The sequence below is a fragment of the Brevibacterium sp. UCMA 11752 genome, assembly GCF_021532235.1.
In the GTDB taxonomy this organism is placed as follows: domain Bacteria; phylum Actinomycetota; class Actinomycetes; order Actinomycetales; family Brevibacteriaceae; genus Brevibacterium; species Brevibacterium antiquum.
In genome coordinates this window covers 3,923,959-3,937,467 of the sequence record NZ_JACBOS010000003.1, presented here as the reverse complement: position 1 = coordinate 3,937,467, position 13,509 = coordinate 3,923,959, and the positions used below count along the sequence as shown (strand labels likewise).

General features: G+C 64.0%; 16 protein-coding genes. 7 read left to right on the top strand and 9 right to left on the bottom strand.

Annotation, left to right across the window (positions count from 1 at the left end; translation table 11 throughout):
• Positions 1-50: 50 nt before the first annotated feature.
• Positions 51-500 (bottom strand): flavodoxin family protein, encoded by a 450-nt coding sequence (locus HU144_RS17795; RefSeq protein ID WP_235352423.1) that lies wholly within the window; start codon positions 498-500, stop codon positions 51-53.
• 42 nt (positions 501-542) lie between these two features.
• Between HU144_RS17795 and HU144_RS17790 the strand changes: the two genes are divergently transcribed.
• The 3 genes from HU144_RS17790 to HU144_RS17780 all read left to right on the top strand — a co-directional run bounded on the left by HU144_RS17790 (position 543) and on the right by HU144_RS17780 (position 2,590).
• Positions 543-1,472, top strand: coding sequence for a Sir2 family NAD-dependent protein deacetylase (locus tag HU144_RS17790; RefSeq protein ID WP_235352422.1), 930 nt, complete (start codon positions 543-545; stop codon positions 1,470-1,472).
• A complete protein-coding gene (locus tag HU144_RS17785; RefSeq protein ID WP_235352421.1) occupies positions 1,469-2,071 on the top strand; it encodes a TIGR03085 family metal-binding protein in 603 nt (200 codons plus the stop codon). Before HU144_RS17790 ends, HU144_RS17785 begins: the two co-directional genes overlap by 4 nt.
• A 126-nt stretch (positions 2,072-2,197) precedes the next feature.
• Positions 2,198-2,590, top strand: a complete 393-nt coding sequence (locus HU144_RS17780) for a DUF4190 domain-containing protein (RefSeq protein WP_198397780.1) — start codon at positions 2,198-2,200, stop codon at positions 2,588-2,590.
• A gap of 19 nt (positions 2,591-2,609) precedes the next feature.
• On the opposite strand, the gene HU144_RS17775 is transcribed toward HU144_RS17780, so the two are convergent.
• From HU144_RS17775 to HU144_RS17740, 8 genes are read right to left on the bottom strand one after another with little or no spacing between them, the layout of a single operon-like run.
• Positions 2,610-4,238 (bottom strand): polyamine aminopropyltransferase, encoded by a 1,629-nt coding sequence (locus HU144_RS17775; RefSeq protein ID WP_235352420.1) that lies wholly within the window; start codon positions 4,236-4,238, stop codon positions 2,610-2,612.
• A complete protein-coding gene (locus tag HU144_RS17770; RefSeq protein WP_235352419.1) occupies positions 4,235-4,660 on the bottom strand; it encodes a DUF350 domain-containing protein in 426 nt (141 codons plus the stop codon). Before HU144_RS17770 ends, HU144_RS17775 begins: the two co-directional genes overlap by 4 nt.
• 48 nt (positions 4,661-4,708) lie before the next feature.
• Positions 4,709-5,068: a hypothetical protein gene (locus HU144_RS17765; RefSeq protein WP_235352418.1), complete on the bottom strand. Its 360-nt coding sequence runs from the start codon at positions 5,066-5,068 to the stop codon at positions 4,709-4,711.
• On the bottom strand, positions 5,065-5,643 hold the full coding sequence (locus HU144_RS17760) for a DUF2617 family protein (RefSeq protein ID WP_235352417.1): 579 nt from the start codon (positions 5,641-5,643) through the stop codon (positions 5,065-5,067). The genes HU144_RS17765 and HU144_RS17760 overlap by 4 nt, the downstream gene beginning before the upstream one ends.
• Complete coding sequence (locus HU144_RS17755; RefSeq protein ID WP_235352416.1) at positions 5,643-6,260, bottom strand: DUF4178 domain-containing protein; 618 nt, start codon at positions 6,258-6,260, stop codon at positions 5,643-5,645. Before HU144_RS17755 ends, HU144_RS17760 begins: the two co-directional genes overlap by 1 nt.
• A 38-nt stretch (positions 6,261-6,298) precedes the next feature.
• The gene (locus HU144_RS17750) at positions 6,299-7,324 is read right to left on the bottom strand and encodes a GNAT family N-acetyltransferase (RefSeq protein WP_235352415.1); all 1,026 of its coding nucleotides are present in this window, start codon (positions 7,322-7,324) and stop codon (positions 6,299-6,301) included.
• Positions 7,325-7,355: 31 nt separating this feature from the next.
• Positions 7,356-7,544 carry a hypothetical protein gene (locus tag HU144_RS17745; protein ID WP_235352414.1) on the bottom strand — a complete coding sequence of 63 codons (189 nt, stop codon included), beginning with the start codon at positions 7,542-7,544 and terminating at the stop codon, positions 7,356-7,358.
• Complete coding sequence (locus tag HU144_RS17740) at positions 7,544-8,212, bottom strand: DUF1707 SHOCT-like domain-containing protein (RefSeq protein WP_235352413.1); 669 nt, start codon at positions 8,210-8,212, stop codon at positions 7,544-7,546. The genes HU144_RS17745 and HU144_RS17740 overlap by 1 nt, the downstream gene beginning before the upstream one ends.
• Before the next feature lie 138 nt (positions 8,213-8,350).
• Between HU144_RS17740 and HU144_RS17735 the strand changes: the two genes are divergently transcribed.
• The 4 genes from HU144_RS17735 to HU144_RS17720 all read left to right on the top strand — a co-directional run bounded on the left by HU144_RS17735 (position 8,351) and on the right by HU144_RS17720 (position 13,453).
• A complete protein-coding gene (locus HU144_RS17735; protein ID WP_235352412.1) occupies positions 8,351-11,689 on the top strand; it encodes a DNA polymerase III subunit gamma and tau in 3,339 nt (1,112 codons plus the stop codon).
• Positions 11,686-12,291 (top strand): recombination mediator RecR, encoded by a 606-nt coding sequence (gene recR, locus HU144_RS17730; protein WP_198397770.1) that lies wholly within the window; start codon positions 11,686-11,688, stop codon positions 12,289-12,291. The genes HU144_RS17735 and recR overlap by 4 nt, the downstream gene beginning before the upstream one ends.
• A 242-nt stretch (positions 12,292-12,533) precedes the next feature.
• Positions 12,534-13,220 carry a DUF2975 domain-containing protein gene (locus tag HU144_RS17725; protein WP_235352411.1) on the top strand — a complete coding sequence of 229 codons (687 nt, stop codon included), beginning with the start codon at positions 12,534-12,536 and terminating at the stop codon, positions 13,218-13,220.
• Positions 13,220-13,453: a helix-turn-helix domain-containing protein gene (locus HU144_RS17720; protein WP_235344515.1), complete on the top strand. Its 234-nt coding sequence runs from the start codon at positions 13,220-13,222 to the stop codon at positions 13,451-13,453. The genes HU144_RS17725 and HU144_RS17720 overlap by 1 nt, the downstream gene beginning before the upstream one ends.
• Positions 13,454-13,509: the final 56 nt, after the last annotated feature.

The following is a 13,509-nucleotide window of genomic DNA, read 5'->3' as shown; positions in this document are numbered from 1 at the left end:
TCTCAATGAGCGTCGTGCGCACCTCGGCGACTGCTTGTGGTGCCCGGCGCTCACATGGCCGCAGCCGCCACGGTGGCCGCGAGCTCGGTCGCGCTGGTGAGGTGGTCCTCGGTGACCTCGCCGGTGACGATGAGAGGGTCGAAGGCGAGTTTCCAGCCCAGGCCCGTGGTGATCTGCTTCATCGCGGTCTCCGCTCCGGTCGTGTCATAGCCTCCGTGGATCCAATAGGAGAACGGGCGACCCGCGGTCGGTTCCCTGACCTCGTCGTATGTGGTGTCGAAGAAGTGCTTGAGCGCACCGGAGATGTAGCCGAAGTTCGCGGTCGTACCGAGGACGAAGCCATCGGCGGCGAGCACGTCCGCGGACGTCGCCTCCAGCGCGGAGCGGACCGTCACGTCGACGGCACCCAGCTCCGGCATGCGCAGTCCGGACAGCGCCGCCTCGGCGATTTCAGTCGTTGCCTGTGACGGAGAATGATGAACGAGCAATATGCTGACCATGGGACCAGACTAACCCTGCAGCAGTTCGACGAGGGAGGATTCGTGGCAGTCATCTTTGATCCGCTCCGAGGGCGGACGCGGCCCGCGGCCAGCCACAGTGATGAGGAGATCATCGACGTGCTCACCGGCGCTGACGGGACCGTGGGAGTTGACACCTCCGGGTGGGCGGTGCTGACCGGGGCCGGGATGAGCACGGACTCGGGAGTTCCCGACTATCGGGGGCCCGACGCAGTGCCACGGCAGCCGATGACGATCCAGACCTTCCTGTCCCACCCCGATCAGCGGGCCCGCTACTGGGCGCGCTCCTGGGTGGGCTGGCCGCGCATGCGCTCAGCGCGTCCGAACGCGGGCCATCTGGGACTCGCGGCGCTGCCCGTTGCCGGAATCGTCACGCAGAACGTCGACGGACTCCACCAGGCCGCGGCGAGGCAGATGGGCAGCGACAGCCCGGTCATCGACCTGCACGGCAGCCTTGATCGCGTCATCTGCCTTGACCAGGGGCACATGTTCGACCGCGACTGGGTCCAGACCAGACTCAGTGAGCTCAACCCCGACTTCGCGAAACTCGTGGGAATCGACCCGATCGATGTCGAGACGGCGCCCGACGGTGACGTGGATCTGGAGGAGACGGCGAACTTCATCGTGACCGATTGCCCCCGCTGCGGCGGATTGCTCAAGCCAGACGTCGTGTACTTCGGTGACTCCGTGCCGCCGGCACGGTTGCAGGACGCGAATCGCATCTGCGATGAGGCGAGCGGAATCGTCGTGCTCGGATCCTCGCTCGCGGTGCTGTCCGGGCTGCGATTCGTCCGGGCTGCCGCGAAGGAGTCGAAGCCGGTCGTCATCGTCACCGACGGTCCCACCAGGGGCGATGAGCTCGCCGACTACCGCTCGATCTCCCGCGTTGCCGATTTCGTGCAGGACTGGGCACTCAGAGGAATCCAAGGCGATGATGACAAGCTTCAGGCATGACCAATCTTGCGCGAACCGAACGCCTCCGCCTCGTCGATACAGCCAACAGGGCCGGTGAAGACGCCCCGACTCTGTGCGAGGGCTGGACGACACGTGACCTGGCCACACACCTGGTGATTCGCGAGCGTCATCCCGCTGCCGCCCTCGGCATCTTCATGCCGAAGTTCGAGGGCAAGCGTGAGGAGCAGGAACAGGCGTATGCCTCGATGCCGTATTCGCATCTGCTGGGTCTGGTGGCATCCCCGCCGAGGTGGACCCCTGGCGGGTGGCCCGGCGTCGAATCGGTGATGAACACCGCCGAATACGTCGTCCACCATGAGGACATCCGCCGTGCTGCGATCGAGTGGATCCCACGCAGGCTGTCGCTGCCGGAGAACCGCGCGGTGTGGGCCGCGTGCCGAACCGCGCTCCTGCCCTTCGCTGCCAAGGCCGAGGGTCGTGTGGAGATCTCCAGCCCCGGCTTCGGTCAGCGCAGCGCCGGCAGGCAGACCCGTGAAAGCAACGGGGAGGCCGGTGGAATCACCATCACGGGCGAACCCGTGGAGATCTTGCTCTACCTCATGGGTCGTGAGCGCCGTGCCCTCGTCGACGTGAAGTGAAGCGACTGCTCCAACAGGCGAAACGGGGGAAAACCCCCGAGGAGCGCAACGGTTTATATCATTCACTCCGCCGCGCAGAGTTCCTAGGCTGGTACCAACAGCACAGAGACGAGCAGAGGCAGAATCATGGACACCAACTACACCCCCAACCTTGACAGCAACCAGCACTCCGGCAGCCAGGGCTACTACGATCCGACTCAGAACTACGGCACAGGCGCGCAGCCGCCGCAGTCATACCGTGCTCGAGCCGAGGAGGATCCGGGTAAGGTCCTGGGGATCATCTCCCTGGTCGCGACCCTGTCGACGTTCCTCGGTTTCAACTTCCTCGGCCCGATCATCGGCATCATCACCGGTCACATGGCACGCAAGAACTCACGCGGCGCAGGCTTCGCCGACAACGAGATGGGCAAATGGGGCTTCATCCTCGGCATCGTGTTCATCTCGGTGGCAGCACTGGGCGGACTGCTCGGCCTGTCCATCGCAGGCTTCGCCGGGCTCGCCGGCCTGCTGGGAGCCTGAGCTTCAGACAGACTGAGACTCAGTACCCGACCCAGGCTCCGCGCTCCTGATCGAGCACGCGAGGGTGGAGCAGGGTCGAAGCCTCAACGTCACCGACGGAGGCCCGATCACGGTCGGGCGGGAACGTGGTGGAGGAAGCGAGCACCTCAGGCGTCGCGAATTTCAACCCCCCGGGAGCATCAGCAGGCATTGTCACGTCCGGACCCTTATCGCTGGTCCCGTCGTGATCAGAGGCATCGGCGAGGAAATAGCCCCAGTCACCGAAGCTGGGGACATCGACGTGATAGGGCGTGGTGGTCAGGCCCGCCTCGGCGACAGCCTCTCCGATGCCCCAATACGCCTCCGGCGCGAAGTACGGGGAGCCGGCCTGGACGACGAGGCGGGCCTCGGGGGACATCACCTGCTTGATGAGACCGTAGAACTCGATGCTGTAGAGCTTCGAGGTGGCCACATCGTCGGGGTCGGGCAGGTCGGCGATGACCGCATCGTAGGCGGTGTGCTCGGCTTCACGCAGCCAGGTGAAGGCGTCCGCGGCGATGGTTCTCACCCGAGGGTCGTCGAGGGAGTCTTCGTTGAAGTCGGTGAAGTGGTCCGAGGTCTTCGCGAGTTCGAGGACGCGTGGGTCGAGGTCGACGAGCGTCACTGATTCGACGTCGGGGTACTTCAGTATCTCCCGCACGGCCAGGCCGTCCCCGCCGCCGAGGACGAGGACATTGCGCTTGGGGCCGTCCATGAGCGGATGGACAAGGGACTCGTGATAACGGTATTCGTCGGCCGAGGCGAACTGCAGGTCTCCGTTGAGATAGAGCCTCGTGTCCCCGGTCTTCTGCGATTCGGTGAGCACGATCTCCTGATAGTCCGTGCGCTGGGAGTACACGATCGGGTCGCGGTAGAGACGCTGGCGGGTCGTCATCTCGATGTCGTCGGTGAACACCCAGACCACGGTGAGTCCGCCGACGATGAGGACGAGCAGGCCCGCCAAAATCACCTGTGTGCGGGTGCGGATCTCGGTGCGGAAGAGCCAGAGGACGATGAGGATGCCGACGACGGCGTTCGTGATCCCCACAGCCAGAGCGCCTCTGGGCAGACCGAAGACCGGAAGCAGGATGAACGGGAAGGCGAGGCCGCCGACGAGCCCGCCGACGTAGTCCGCTGCGAAGAGATCGGCCACGGCACTGGAGGCCTTCTGCGCACGGATGCGTTGGACGAGCTCCATGAGCAGGGGGATCTCCGCGCCGATGAGAGCACCGATGACGAAGGCGAGGGCGACCATCGCCACGGTGTAGACGTCGGCGAAGGCGAATGCGAGGTAGAGCAGGATGACCGAGAGCCCGCCGATGATGCCCAGGGCCGCCTCGATGAGGGCGAAGGCGACTGCGGCGAACTCGGTCAGGCGCTTCGTGGCCAGGGACCCGATGCCCATCGCGAAGACCATGACCGAGAGGACGATCGAGGCCTGAACAATTGTGTCGCCGAGGAGGTAGGAGCCGAGTGCGACGAGCGCGAGCTCGTAGACCATGCCGCAGCTGGCGCAGATGAAGACGGCCAGAAGCACGAAGAAGCGGGCGGGTCCTGGCTTCAGCGGCAGCGTGATCGGTCTGCTGCCGCCGATGGTATCGGCGTTACTGGACTCTGTCGGTGAACTCAAAGGAGCGCTGCGGCCATGATGCCCGCGATGCCCACGTGAGCGGAGGCATTGACCCAGACTTCAGGGTGAAACGCATCGGGTTTGATCATGTCGCCGAGCTTGCCGGGGGTGAAGGCGTCGATGAGCAGGAAGCTCAGGGCCATGAGGATGATGCCGACGATGCCGAAGACCAGGGTGGAGATGATGCCGAAGACGAAGTCATCCGAGCTGGCCCGGATCGCGGCGATGACGATGATCGCCACACCGAGGAGGTCGGAGGCGACGAGGATCACGGCATTCTTCGACTTCTGCTGCCAGAGGATGACGTGCAGCTTTCCGGGGGTGAGGAGGTCGACGACGAAGTAGCCGATGAGCATGAGCGCGAGGCCGCTCACAGCGTAGGAGAGGACGATCCCGATCTCAAGGAAGAGTTCTGCCAACATGATTGCCTTTCAGAGTGCTGCCGGTGCTGTCATTTGCCGCGAACGCTGTCATTTGCCTGTGCCGGGTCCGCCGCCGCGGAATCCAGAGCCGTCGCCATAGTTCGATCCTGTGCTGCTGGAGCTGCCACCGAAGAAGGGCAGGAAGAAGAATCCTCCGCCACCGCCACCCGAGCCGTCCGAGTCATCCGTGCAGCCATTCATGATGTTGCCGAGGATCAGGACGATGACGATGAGAATGACGACGGTGGCGCACCCGGAGCGTCTCTTCGGGCCGCCGGAGTTGTTGTTCGAGGGCCCGGAGCCGCGATTGCCCCCGGATCCGCGGTCTCCGCCGCCGGAGCCGCGCCCGTTCTCGGCGTCGAAGTTGAAGGAGCCTCCGCCCATGGAGACGTTGGGATCGCGACTCATGATCTCCTCCTCAGCTGACTGTGGCTGTGCACGATCTGTCGGTGCTGCGGATAGCAGTGCCAGCTCTGCCAGGAGACCTGCTCAGCTGTCCTGTCTGTGAGCGCCAATGCTGTGAGCGCACCCGGTTCACCGGGGAAGTCGACGACGAGGTGACGGTCGTGGGCACTCGAACGGGCCACCACCTCGGCGGCGGCATCACTGAAGCTGCCGGCCACATCTGTCAGCTCGCATCGGAACTGATGTCGGGCGAAACCCGACCAGGTTCCAGCAGTGGTGCGGGTCGTATCCCAGCCAGGATGCTCATCCTCGCTGAGGCAGGCGAAGGTTTCGATGAATGAGTCAGCGTCGTTCTCGCTCAGGATGACCTGGTGGGAGGAGCCGATGACGTGGAGTTCGAGACGCGAGCGCTCCTGCCCATTCGACGACGGCAGGTCGATGAAGTCTGAGGCCAGAGGGGTGATGCGGCCGTGTTCGAGGCTGAAGGTCAGCGCCTGGGCGGACGTATCGGCGAATGCCACGTCGACGCTCACGTGCTGGGTCGGCACCGGCTCGGTCAATGAGGGAGTGAGTGTCATCAGCTGCCCGAATAGATGGTGAAGGAGCCGACCGGGATCGATTCGCCGGTGCTCACTTCCCAACGGCCGTGGTCGAAGCGTTCGAAGGCGAGCAGCTTGTGGTCATCGGACTCGTAGTCGACGTAGTCCACGCCGCCCTTCTCATTGAGGCCGGTGGTGCCCTCGGAGCGGTAGGAGGCGGTCCCGTGCTCGACGAGTTTGTACTCGGTGCCCTCGATCGTAATGGTCTTGGCCTTGGGCTCGATGTCGAGCTCGGGGCGATCACTCCACCGGGAGACCTGCAGGTCGGGATCCTTTTCGACGGTCAGCCACAGGCGGGTGGCGGATTGGTCGGCCTGGAAGAAGTGCTCGGCCCAGTCGTAGCCGCCCTCGGAGATGCGCAGGGTGCCGCGGACGAAGAACTTCTCATTGCCGAATTCGAGCAGGTCACCGGCCTTGATCGTCTCCGGATCCCCGCCGGTGTTCTGTTCGGGGGCGAACGGATCCTGCGGCCGGCGGGGTGCGGCCGCGTTCTCTTCGAACTTGCGGCGGCTCGCGGCGCGCCTGCGGACGATGATCACCGTGATGATGATGACGACGATGAACACCAAGACGGTGATGAGGATGTTGGAGGACACGGGTGCCTGCTTCACTCAGTTAGCCGGAACTTTCACACTCAACTGTAGTCGAAACGTCCCTCGAGCGCGGTCATGGAATCCGCAGAGAAGAAGCCGAGATCCCGGTTGAGCGCGTGCATCGGCCTGTTGCCCGCCGCTGTGTAGGTCTGGACCCATGAAGCCTGGGCGGCCTCCGGGACGTCGTGGAGCTGGCGCATGTTCGCGACCTTGAGTCCGCGTCCGATGCCGCGACCGCGATACGCACCCTCGACGAAGGTGTCCTCCTGGATGACGATGTCCGGTTCGTGGCGGGAGACCATGATCTCCGTATAGCCGACAGGGGCAGGGCCGCTGGAGTCGTCGTCGCTGTGCGCGATCGAGCTGACGAGGATCCAGCCCTGCTCCGCCATCCGCTCCTCATGGGTGCGAATTGCGCTCGCACCGGCATGTTTGAGGGTGCGAGTGAGTTCGCCGACGGGGACATCCTCGTCCATCTGTTCACGCAGCCTCGCCCAATCCTCGACCGCTTCGTCCGGGCAGCCGCCGATCCATGAGGTGATCGACAGGGAAGGATCGGGCGCTGTGGTCAGACGCGACTTCGCATCCGGGTTCTTGTAGCGGTTCGCATCGTCGTTCAGGTAGGCCGGCAGGTCGAGCAGGAGGCGATGTTCCTGGTTGCCGATGCGCAGGCTCTGGGCCTGAGCGAAGGCAACGCCCTCCGGGCAGTAGGTCTCGGTCTGGACCAGCTCCGTGCGCCCGCGCAGCAGTTCCTCGACGACTCCGGCTATCGAGGTGCCGTGACCCCGGCGCCGGCAGTCGGGCACAACCCCGATCTCGACATCGGCGGGAGCATCGGTGACGATGTTGATCTCCGCACCGCCGATGGCCTCCTCGCCGAGGTGGGCCAGGAGTGCGATGTCCACCTTGTCCGAACGCGGGTGGGCGAACTGGGTGAGGGTGGATTCGAGACTCTGCCACCAGGGTGCGGTTCGATCAGCAGTGTAGGCCTGACGCATGAGGCCGTGCCAACGCGTGAGCCCGTCGACATCGTCGGGCTCGATGCGGGTGATCCGGACATCGACCATGTCACGAGTCGACCATGGCCCGGCACGGATTTCAAGGATTTCGGTGCGAGTCCCTGCCGTCCTCAGGTCCCGCCTCGGCGGGGGGATCGTCTTTGGGAAGGCGCGAGCCGATGTGCGCATCGGGACGATTCATCACCCGGTAGACGAGGAAGGCACCCACACTGACGACCACGATGATGGCCAGGATGAGGAAGATGACCGCGCCGAGACCGGGTTCCATCACTTGGCCATCCGGCGGCGGTCGAGGAAATTCGCGAAACGGGCGCGGAAGGAACCCATGCCGACCGAACCGGTGACTCGGATGATCGGCTTGCGGCCCTCTGGAACGGCGTTGACCACGGACTTCACCGAACCCCATGATTTGGACAGGGAGTCGATGTTGACGGCCCAGTCATCGGGGATGACGACGATCACAGACCCCATGCCGGCGACGACTTCGACATCGATGACCTCGAGGCCGGTCTCGACCTCGAGGAAGTTCAGTTCGATGTTCGCCCCTGTCGGGTGGCACCGGATATAGGGAGGGACCTGCCATTTGGCGCGACGGAGCTCGTTCTCCCAGCCGGCCCTGATGACCAATGGCTCTCCTGTCTCGATGGCCTGCCCTGCGGGAGTTGATCGGGTGAGAGAGGCGCCGGGACGGAAGCGATCGGAGGGCAGATCGGTGGTGAGGTCGGAGAGGACCTCGTCGAGATCGATCGGGAACCGGGCGGCATGGACCTTCTCCATGCGCTCGTCGAGTTCCTCAACTGTGATACGGCCGTCGCCGGCGGCTTCGCGCAGGACTTCGATCGCTTCGTCGCGCTCTTTGTGTCCGATGCGGTAGGTCTTCGCAGGGTCGTTTTCGGCAGGGGAGTTGTCGGGGGAATCGGGGGTGGAGTGGCTCATAGTCTCTATCGTGCCCGATTCACACCGCCGCTTACAACGGACTGCACCGGGCATTGGGTGCGGCGATGGGCTGCAGGTCACCGTGGCGTCGAGGAGCGGTCCGTGTGTCGTGTCAGCCGTTGGCATTAGGCTAGGGGCGTGTCCACCGCACTGTACAGAAGATACCGCCCAGAGACCTTCGATGAGGTCATCGGTCAAGAGCATGTGACCGATCCGCTGAAGGCCGCGATCGAACGTGGCCGCATCAACCATGCCTATCTGTTCTCCGGCCCCCGAGGCTGCGGCAAGACCACCTCGGCTCGGATCCTGGCGAGGTGCCTCAACTGTGCCAAGGGTCCGACTCCTGTGCCCTGCGGTGAGTGCCCGAGCTGTGAGGACCTGGCCAACGGCGGCCCGGGATCCCTCGACGTCGTGGAGATCGACGCGGCCAGCCACAACGGTGTCGACGATGCCCGTGACCTGCGTGAGCGTGCGATCTATGCCCCGGCACGCGACCGGTACAAGGTCTTCATCCTCGATGAGGCTCATATGGTGACCTCGCAGGGCTTCAATGCTCTGCTCAAGATCGTCGAAGAGCCGCCGCCTCACATCAAGTTCATCTTCGCGACGACCGAGCCCGAGAAGGTCATCGGCACGATCCGCTCGCGGACCCATCATTACCCGTTCCGGTTGGTTCCGCCCGAGGCGCTGGGCAACTATATGGAAGATCTGTGCAACCGCGAAGGTGTGCAGGTCGCCAAGGGTGTGCTGCCGCTCGTCGTGCGCGCCGGCGGCGGTTCCGTGCGTGACACACTGTCCGTCCTCGACCAGCTCATCGCCGGTTCGGGTCCCGACGGTGTCGACTACGCCGGAGCCATCGCACTGTTGGGCTACACTCCTGACTCCCTGCTCAGCGATATCGTCGATGCGTTCTCCGCCGGTGACGGCGGCGGGGTGTACCGGGCCGTCGAACGTGTCATCGAGTCCGGTCAGGATCCGCGTCGCTTCGTTGAGGACCTGCTCGAGCGCATGCGCGACCTCATCGTCATCAATGCTGCTCCCGAGGCCGCTCATGCCTTCCTGCCGGAGGTCCCTCCCGACCGCCTCGAACGGCTGACTCTGCAGGCCAGAGGGTTCGGTCAGGGCGAACTTTCGCGTGCCGCCGACCTTCTCAACCAGGGTCTGACCGAAATGTCAGGAGCAACCTCGCCGAGGTTGCAGCTCGAGCTGATCTGCGCGCGTATTCTCCTACCCGGTTCGGGCCGCAGCCGTGATGCCGTGCTCAGCCGTGTCGAACGGATGGAACGTCGGATCGGCATGTCCGCATCCGGAACGGCTGAGAACATTCCGCCCGCCCCGCAGGATGGAATGCAGGACAACACTGCCCAGCCGGCTGCCGGTGCCCAGCAGCGAGAAGCTGCGCCGTCGAGTTCGGCGCAGGCAACGCAGTCACCTCAGGCACAGCCTGCGCAGGCTCCCGCTGCGCAGGCCTCAAGCCAAGCACCACATGATGATTTCGACGACCTCGCCGAGATGGCTGTCGCTGCGGAATCCATGCTCAACGAGCCACCGCGCTCGGCTCCAGACCCATCACTGTCAGCGAACGCAGCCGCAGAAGCGGAACCTCGTGAAGAGCCCGTGGTCGAAACTGCTCCGCAGGAGCAGACTGCCCAGGCGCAAGCACCCCAGAACCAGGCTCAGGCGCCTCATGATGAGGCGGGGCAGGCCCGACCTGCACCGGAACCTCGAGCGCAGCGTGAGCCAGAAGTCAGTGCGCCATCTCAGGAATCAGCCCCAGGCGCTGGCTCTGCTCCGGAAAGCGTCGCCGTAGCCGGTGCGGGCAACATCGGTGGCGAGATCGAAGCCATTCGACGGGCCTGGCCGAGCATCCTCGCGGCGGTCGAGAAACGCAGTCGCCTGACCAGGGCGATCATTGCTGCGAATGCGATCCCGCAGTCGTTCTCTGAGGGTGTCGTCTACCTCGGATTCAACAACGCCGGTTCCGTCCAGGGCTTCCAGCAGAGAGACCACGCAGCGAAGCTGGCGATGGCGATCAATGATGTCCTCGGCATCCAAGCTCGCATCGATATCGGCGACGTCGGTCGTATAGGTGGAAATTCGAGTCAGGCGGATGCCGGGCGCGGAAGCGGTGGCAAGGGCGCCTCGGCACCGGTGGCGAATGAGGCCGCCGGCAATCGTGGGCAGGCTCCCACACAGAGGCGACCCAGCCCTCAGGAAGTCGCCGCGGTCGTCGGCACTCGCGAGGTCGACAAGCCGCAGGTTGATCACGAGAAATTCTGGGAGACCAGCGGCTCTCCTCAAGGTCCTTGGTCCGACGACGACGAGGAGGGAGAACAGCCGGCGTCACATGAAGCTCCACAGTCACCGACTGACTCCGAACCCGACACCTCAACGGACGTGCCTATTCAGGCCAGCGACGATTCAGGCAGCCACTCTGGACCAGGAGGAGAACCCGGCTCGAGTGAAGAATTCACGTCGGGTGAACAGCCCGGCCCGGACGGCCTCGCCGGGTCGGCCGATCAATCGCAACGGGTCGACGAGCCCGCGGCGTCCGAAGATCCAGAGGAATCTACAGAATCCCAGGGACTGTCGGAGTCCAACAAGCCGATGATCGACGAGCCAGCCCGGGAGGCCGCAGAGCCTGACGATCCAGCGGCGGATTCGGATATCGTCGTGCCCGATCTCTCGGACGATGACTTCTTCAGCGGCCCTTCCGACCATGCGTCCGATCAGCAATCGGAAGGTGATCCACTGGCGCACACCACGTCACCGGCGCCTACTGCATCGCAGGCGCCCACCACATCACAGACGACACCGGACGCACCCATGGAGTATGTGCAGCCACGGTGGGAGGAGCCGACCTGGCACGATGGGCCAAGTGCTGGCGACCCGAACGCTGGTGCCCCGAGCGCTGACGGCCGGAACGCCGGCGCCCCGAACTTCGGTGGTTCCTCAGACGGCGAGGCTTCGTCGAACGATCCAATCGACGAGTCCACGAGCGCGGGTTCGGGAGCTGTGGAAGTGGGAGCGCTGGTGGTGCCTCCTCCAGAGGATGATGATCTCGACTTCCTCGGTGACTACGCAGATGGGGATATGGGACTGTCGGATTCTGCGGCACAGCCAACTTCGCAACCGCAGTCGCAGGCTCAATCGGCACAGTCCTCGCGACCTCAGGGACACGGGGGCGCGAAGCCATTCAAATCCCGTTTCGCCGCTCTGGCCGAGAAGCACGGAGGCGCCACCACACAGCAACCGGCCCAGACCGGAGCAAACGCGTACCCGCAGGATGCGAACGGCTCATTGCCCGGAAACGGTGCGGTGGACGACAGCGCAGGTGCTCAGGCCCAACGCTCCGGTGCCGACGAAGACGATTATGATCCGGAGACGGATCTCGATGTCTCGGAAGCTCCACAGATCGGCGTGGCCGTGATCGCACGCGTCCTCGGCGGCGAAATCATTGATGAAAGAGAAGTATGAGCGCGGTTTACGAAGGTGCCCTGCAGGACCTGGTCGAGGAATTCGGCAAGCTTCCGGGCATTGGCCCGAAGTCCGCGCAGCGGCTGGCGTTCCACATTCTCCAATCTGAATCCGCCGATGTCAGCGCCCTGGCTCAGGCCCTGACCGAAGTGAAGAAGCGCGTGCGCTTCTGCGATATCTGCGGCAATGTCTCTGAGGAGGCAGAGTGCACCGTCTGTCAGGATCCGCGTCGTGATCGTTCGATGATCTGCGTCGTCGAAGAGCCGAAGGATGTCGTCGCCATCGAACGCACCCGCGAATACAGGGGCCTCTACCACGTCCTCGGCGGCGCGATCGACCCCATGGCAGGAGTCGGTCCCGACAATCTGCGTATCAAAGAGCTGATGCCGCGTCTGCAGGACGGTGAGGTCAAGGAATGTGTCATCGCCACCGACCCCAACCTCGAGGGTGAAGCCACAGCCACCTACCTCGTGCGGCTGCTCAACTCTCTGGGAGTGACCGTGACCAGGCTGGCCTCGGGACTGCCCGTCGGGGGAGACCTTGAATACGCCGACGAGGTCACTCTCGGGCGTGCTTTCTCCGGCCGCCGCGAAATGGACTGATCTGACTCCACAGCTCCGCCTCTGCTGATCGTTCCTCTGGTCAGTGCTCGTCTTGCCGTCAGTGCTCGTCTTCTGTCGTCAGCAGTCGTTCGATCCCTGTCCTTGACACCATATCGATTATCGTGAAGTATATTGTTTATCGATATATCGACTAACGATAACCATTTGCGAGTCGATGCGGTGGATCTGGGCCGGAGACTTGACGTTCCCACCGGGATTCGCCACGAAGAGAAGGCAGGATCATGACACAGGAAAACGGACGCAGCGAACTGCCCGAGGAGCCAGACGACACCGTCAGCGGAAGTCTCAAGGGTGGGATGAAGCGCGGAGACGGCGCTGCCAAACAGAAGGCCCTGGGCACGGGCTACGAACTCTGGGTCGGAATGGCGCTCGCGTTCTACGTGATCTTTGCCGTGACCGAGCTGGTCACCGACCTTGCTCATGCGCAGATCAGGCTTCCGCTTGAATTCGAATCCGACGCGGCAGCCGCGCTCGATTTCCCGGGGGCGGAGGCAACGCTGAGTGGCTTGACTCAGATAACAGTGGCGACCACCGATCTGGCCACCGCGACGCTGGTGCTCCTTCTCATTGCGAAGATCGTTCTGACACTCACCGCCGTCGTCGCCGCGGTCTCGATAGTGCCTGTGATCCGGGGCATCGCCAAGGGCGACCCGTTCACTGCTCGGTCGATCAATGCGCTCGGGGTACTCGAGAGCGTCATCGCCGTCGGGTGGTTGGTGTACTTCGCTGCCATGGTGCTGGGCAGCAACATGGTCTCGCGCGACCTCGACATCGCCGATGATGTCGGCCCCGGCGTGACGACCGTCCAGGCGTTCGTGCTCTTGGGTGTCGTCGGTGGAGTCGAGCTGCTGCGCCGCTGTTTCAAGTCGGGGCAGAAGGCCCAGGAAGAACTCGAGGGCCTCGTCTGATGGTCGAGGAATTCGAGTCGCTGCACGTCGTCTGTCATCTTGACTCGGTGCTGACGCAGAGAGGGCTGAGTCTGACTGAGCTCTCGAGGCTTGTCGATGTGTCCTTGGCTAACTTGTCGGTGCTCAAGAACAACCGCGCCAAAGCCATCAGATACTCCACGCTCATCGCATTGTGCCAAGTGCTCGATTGCCAACCTGGCGACCTTTTCACCGTCAACGTTCGGCCCGACTGAGACGAGCAGAACGCGTCACTGGCGAAACGCCCGCGATCGTTAGCAGCTCGGGGATC

Excerpts from the sequence above, each read along its gene's own strand:
- HU144_RS17795 (WP_235352423.1), bottom strand. The coding sequence starts at position 500 with ATGGTCAGCATATTGCTCGTTCATCATTCTCCGTCACAGGCAACGACT.
- HU144_RS17785 (WP_235352421.1), top strand. The coding sequence starts at position 1,469 with ATGACCAATCTTGCGCGAACCGAACGCCTCCGCCTCGTCGATACAGCC.
- HU144_RS17780 (WP_198397780.1), top strand. The coding sequence starts at position 2,198 with ATGGACACCAACTACACCCCCAACCTTGACAGCAACCAGCACTCCGGC.
- HU144_RS17770 (WP_235352419.1), bottom strand. The coding sequence starts at position 4,660 with ATGTTGGCAGAACTCTTCCTTGAGATCGGGATCGTCCTCTCCTACGCT.
- HU144_RS17765 (WP_235352418.1), bottom strand. The coding sequence starts at position 5,068 with ATGAGTCGCGATCCCAACGTCTCCATGGGCGGAGGCTCCTTCAACTTC.
- HU144_RS17760 (WP_235352417.1), bottom strand. The coding sequence starts at position 5,643 with ATGACACTCACTCCCTCATTGACCGAGCCGGTGCCGACCCAGCACGTG.
- HU144_RS17750 (WP_235352415.1), bottom strand. The coding sequence starts at position 7,324 with ATGGTCGATGTCCGGATCACCCGCATCGAGCCCGACGATGTCGACGGG.
- HU144_RS17745 (WP_235352414.1), bottom strand. The coding sequence starts at position 7,544 with ATGGAACCCGGTCTCGGCGCGGTCATCTTCCTCATCCTGGCCATCATC.
- HU144_RS17740 (WP_235352413.1), bottom strand. The coding sequence starts at position 8,212 with ATGAGCCACTCCACCCCCGATTCCCCCGACAACTCCCCTGCCGAAAAC.
- recR (WP_198397770.1), top strand. The coding sequence starts at position 11,686 with ATGAGCGCGGTTTACGAAGGTGCCCTGCAGGACCTGGTCGAGGAATTC.
- HU144_RS17725 (WP_235352411.1), top strand. The coding sequence starts at position 12,534 with ATGACACAGGAAAACGGACGCAGCGAACTGCCCGAGGAGCCAGACGAC.
- HU144_RS17720 (WP_235344515.1), top strand. The coding sequence starts at position 13,220 with ATGGTCGAGGAATTCGAGTCGCTGCACGTCGTCTGTCATCTTGACTCG.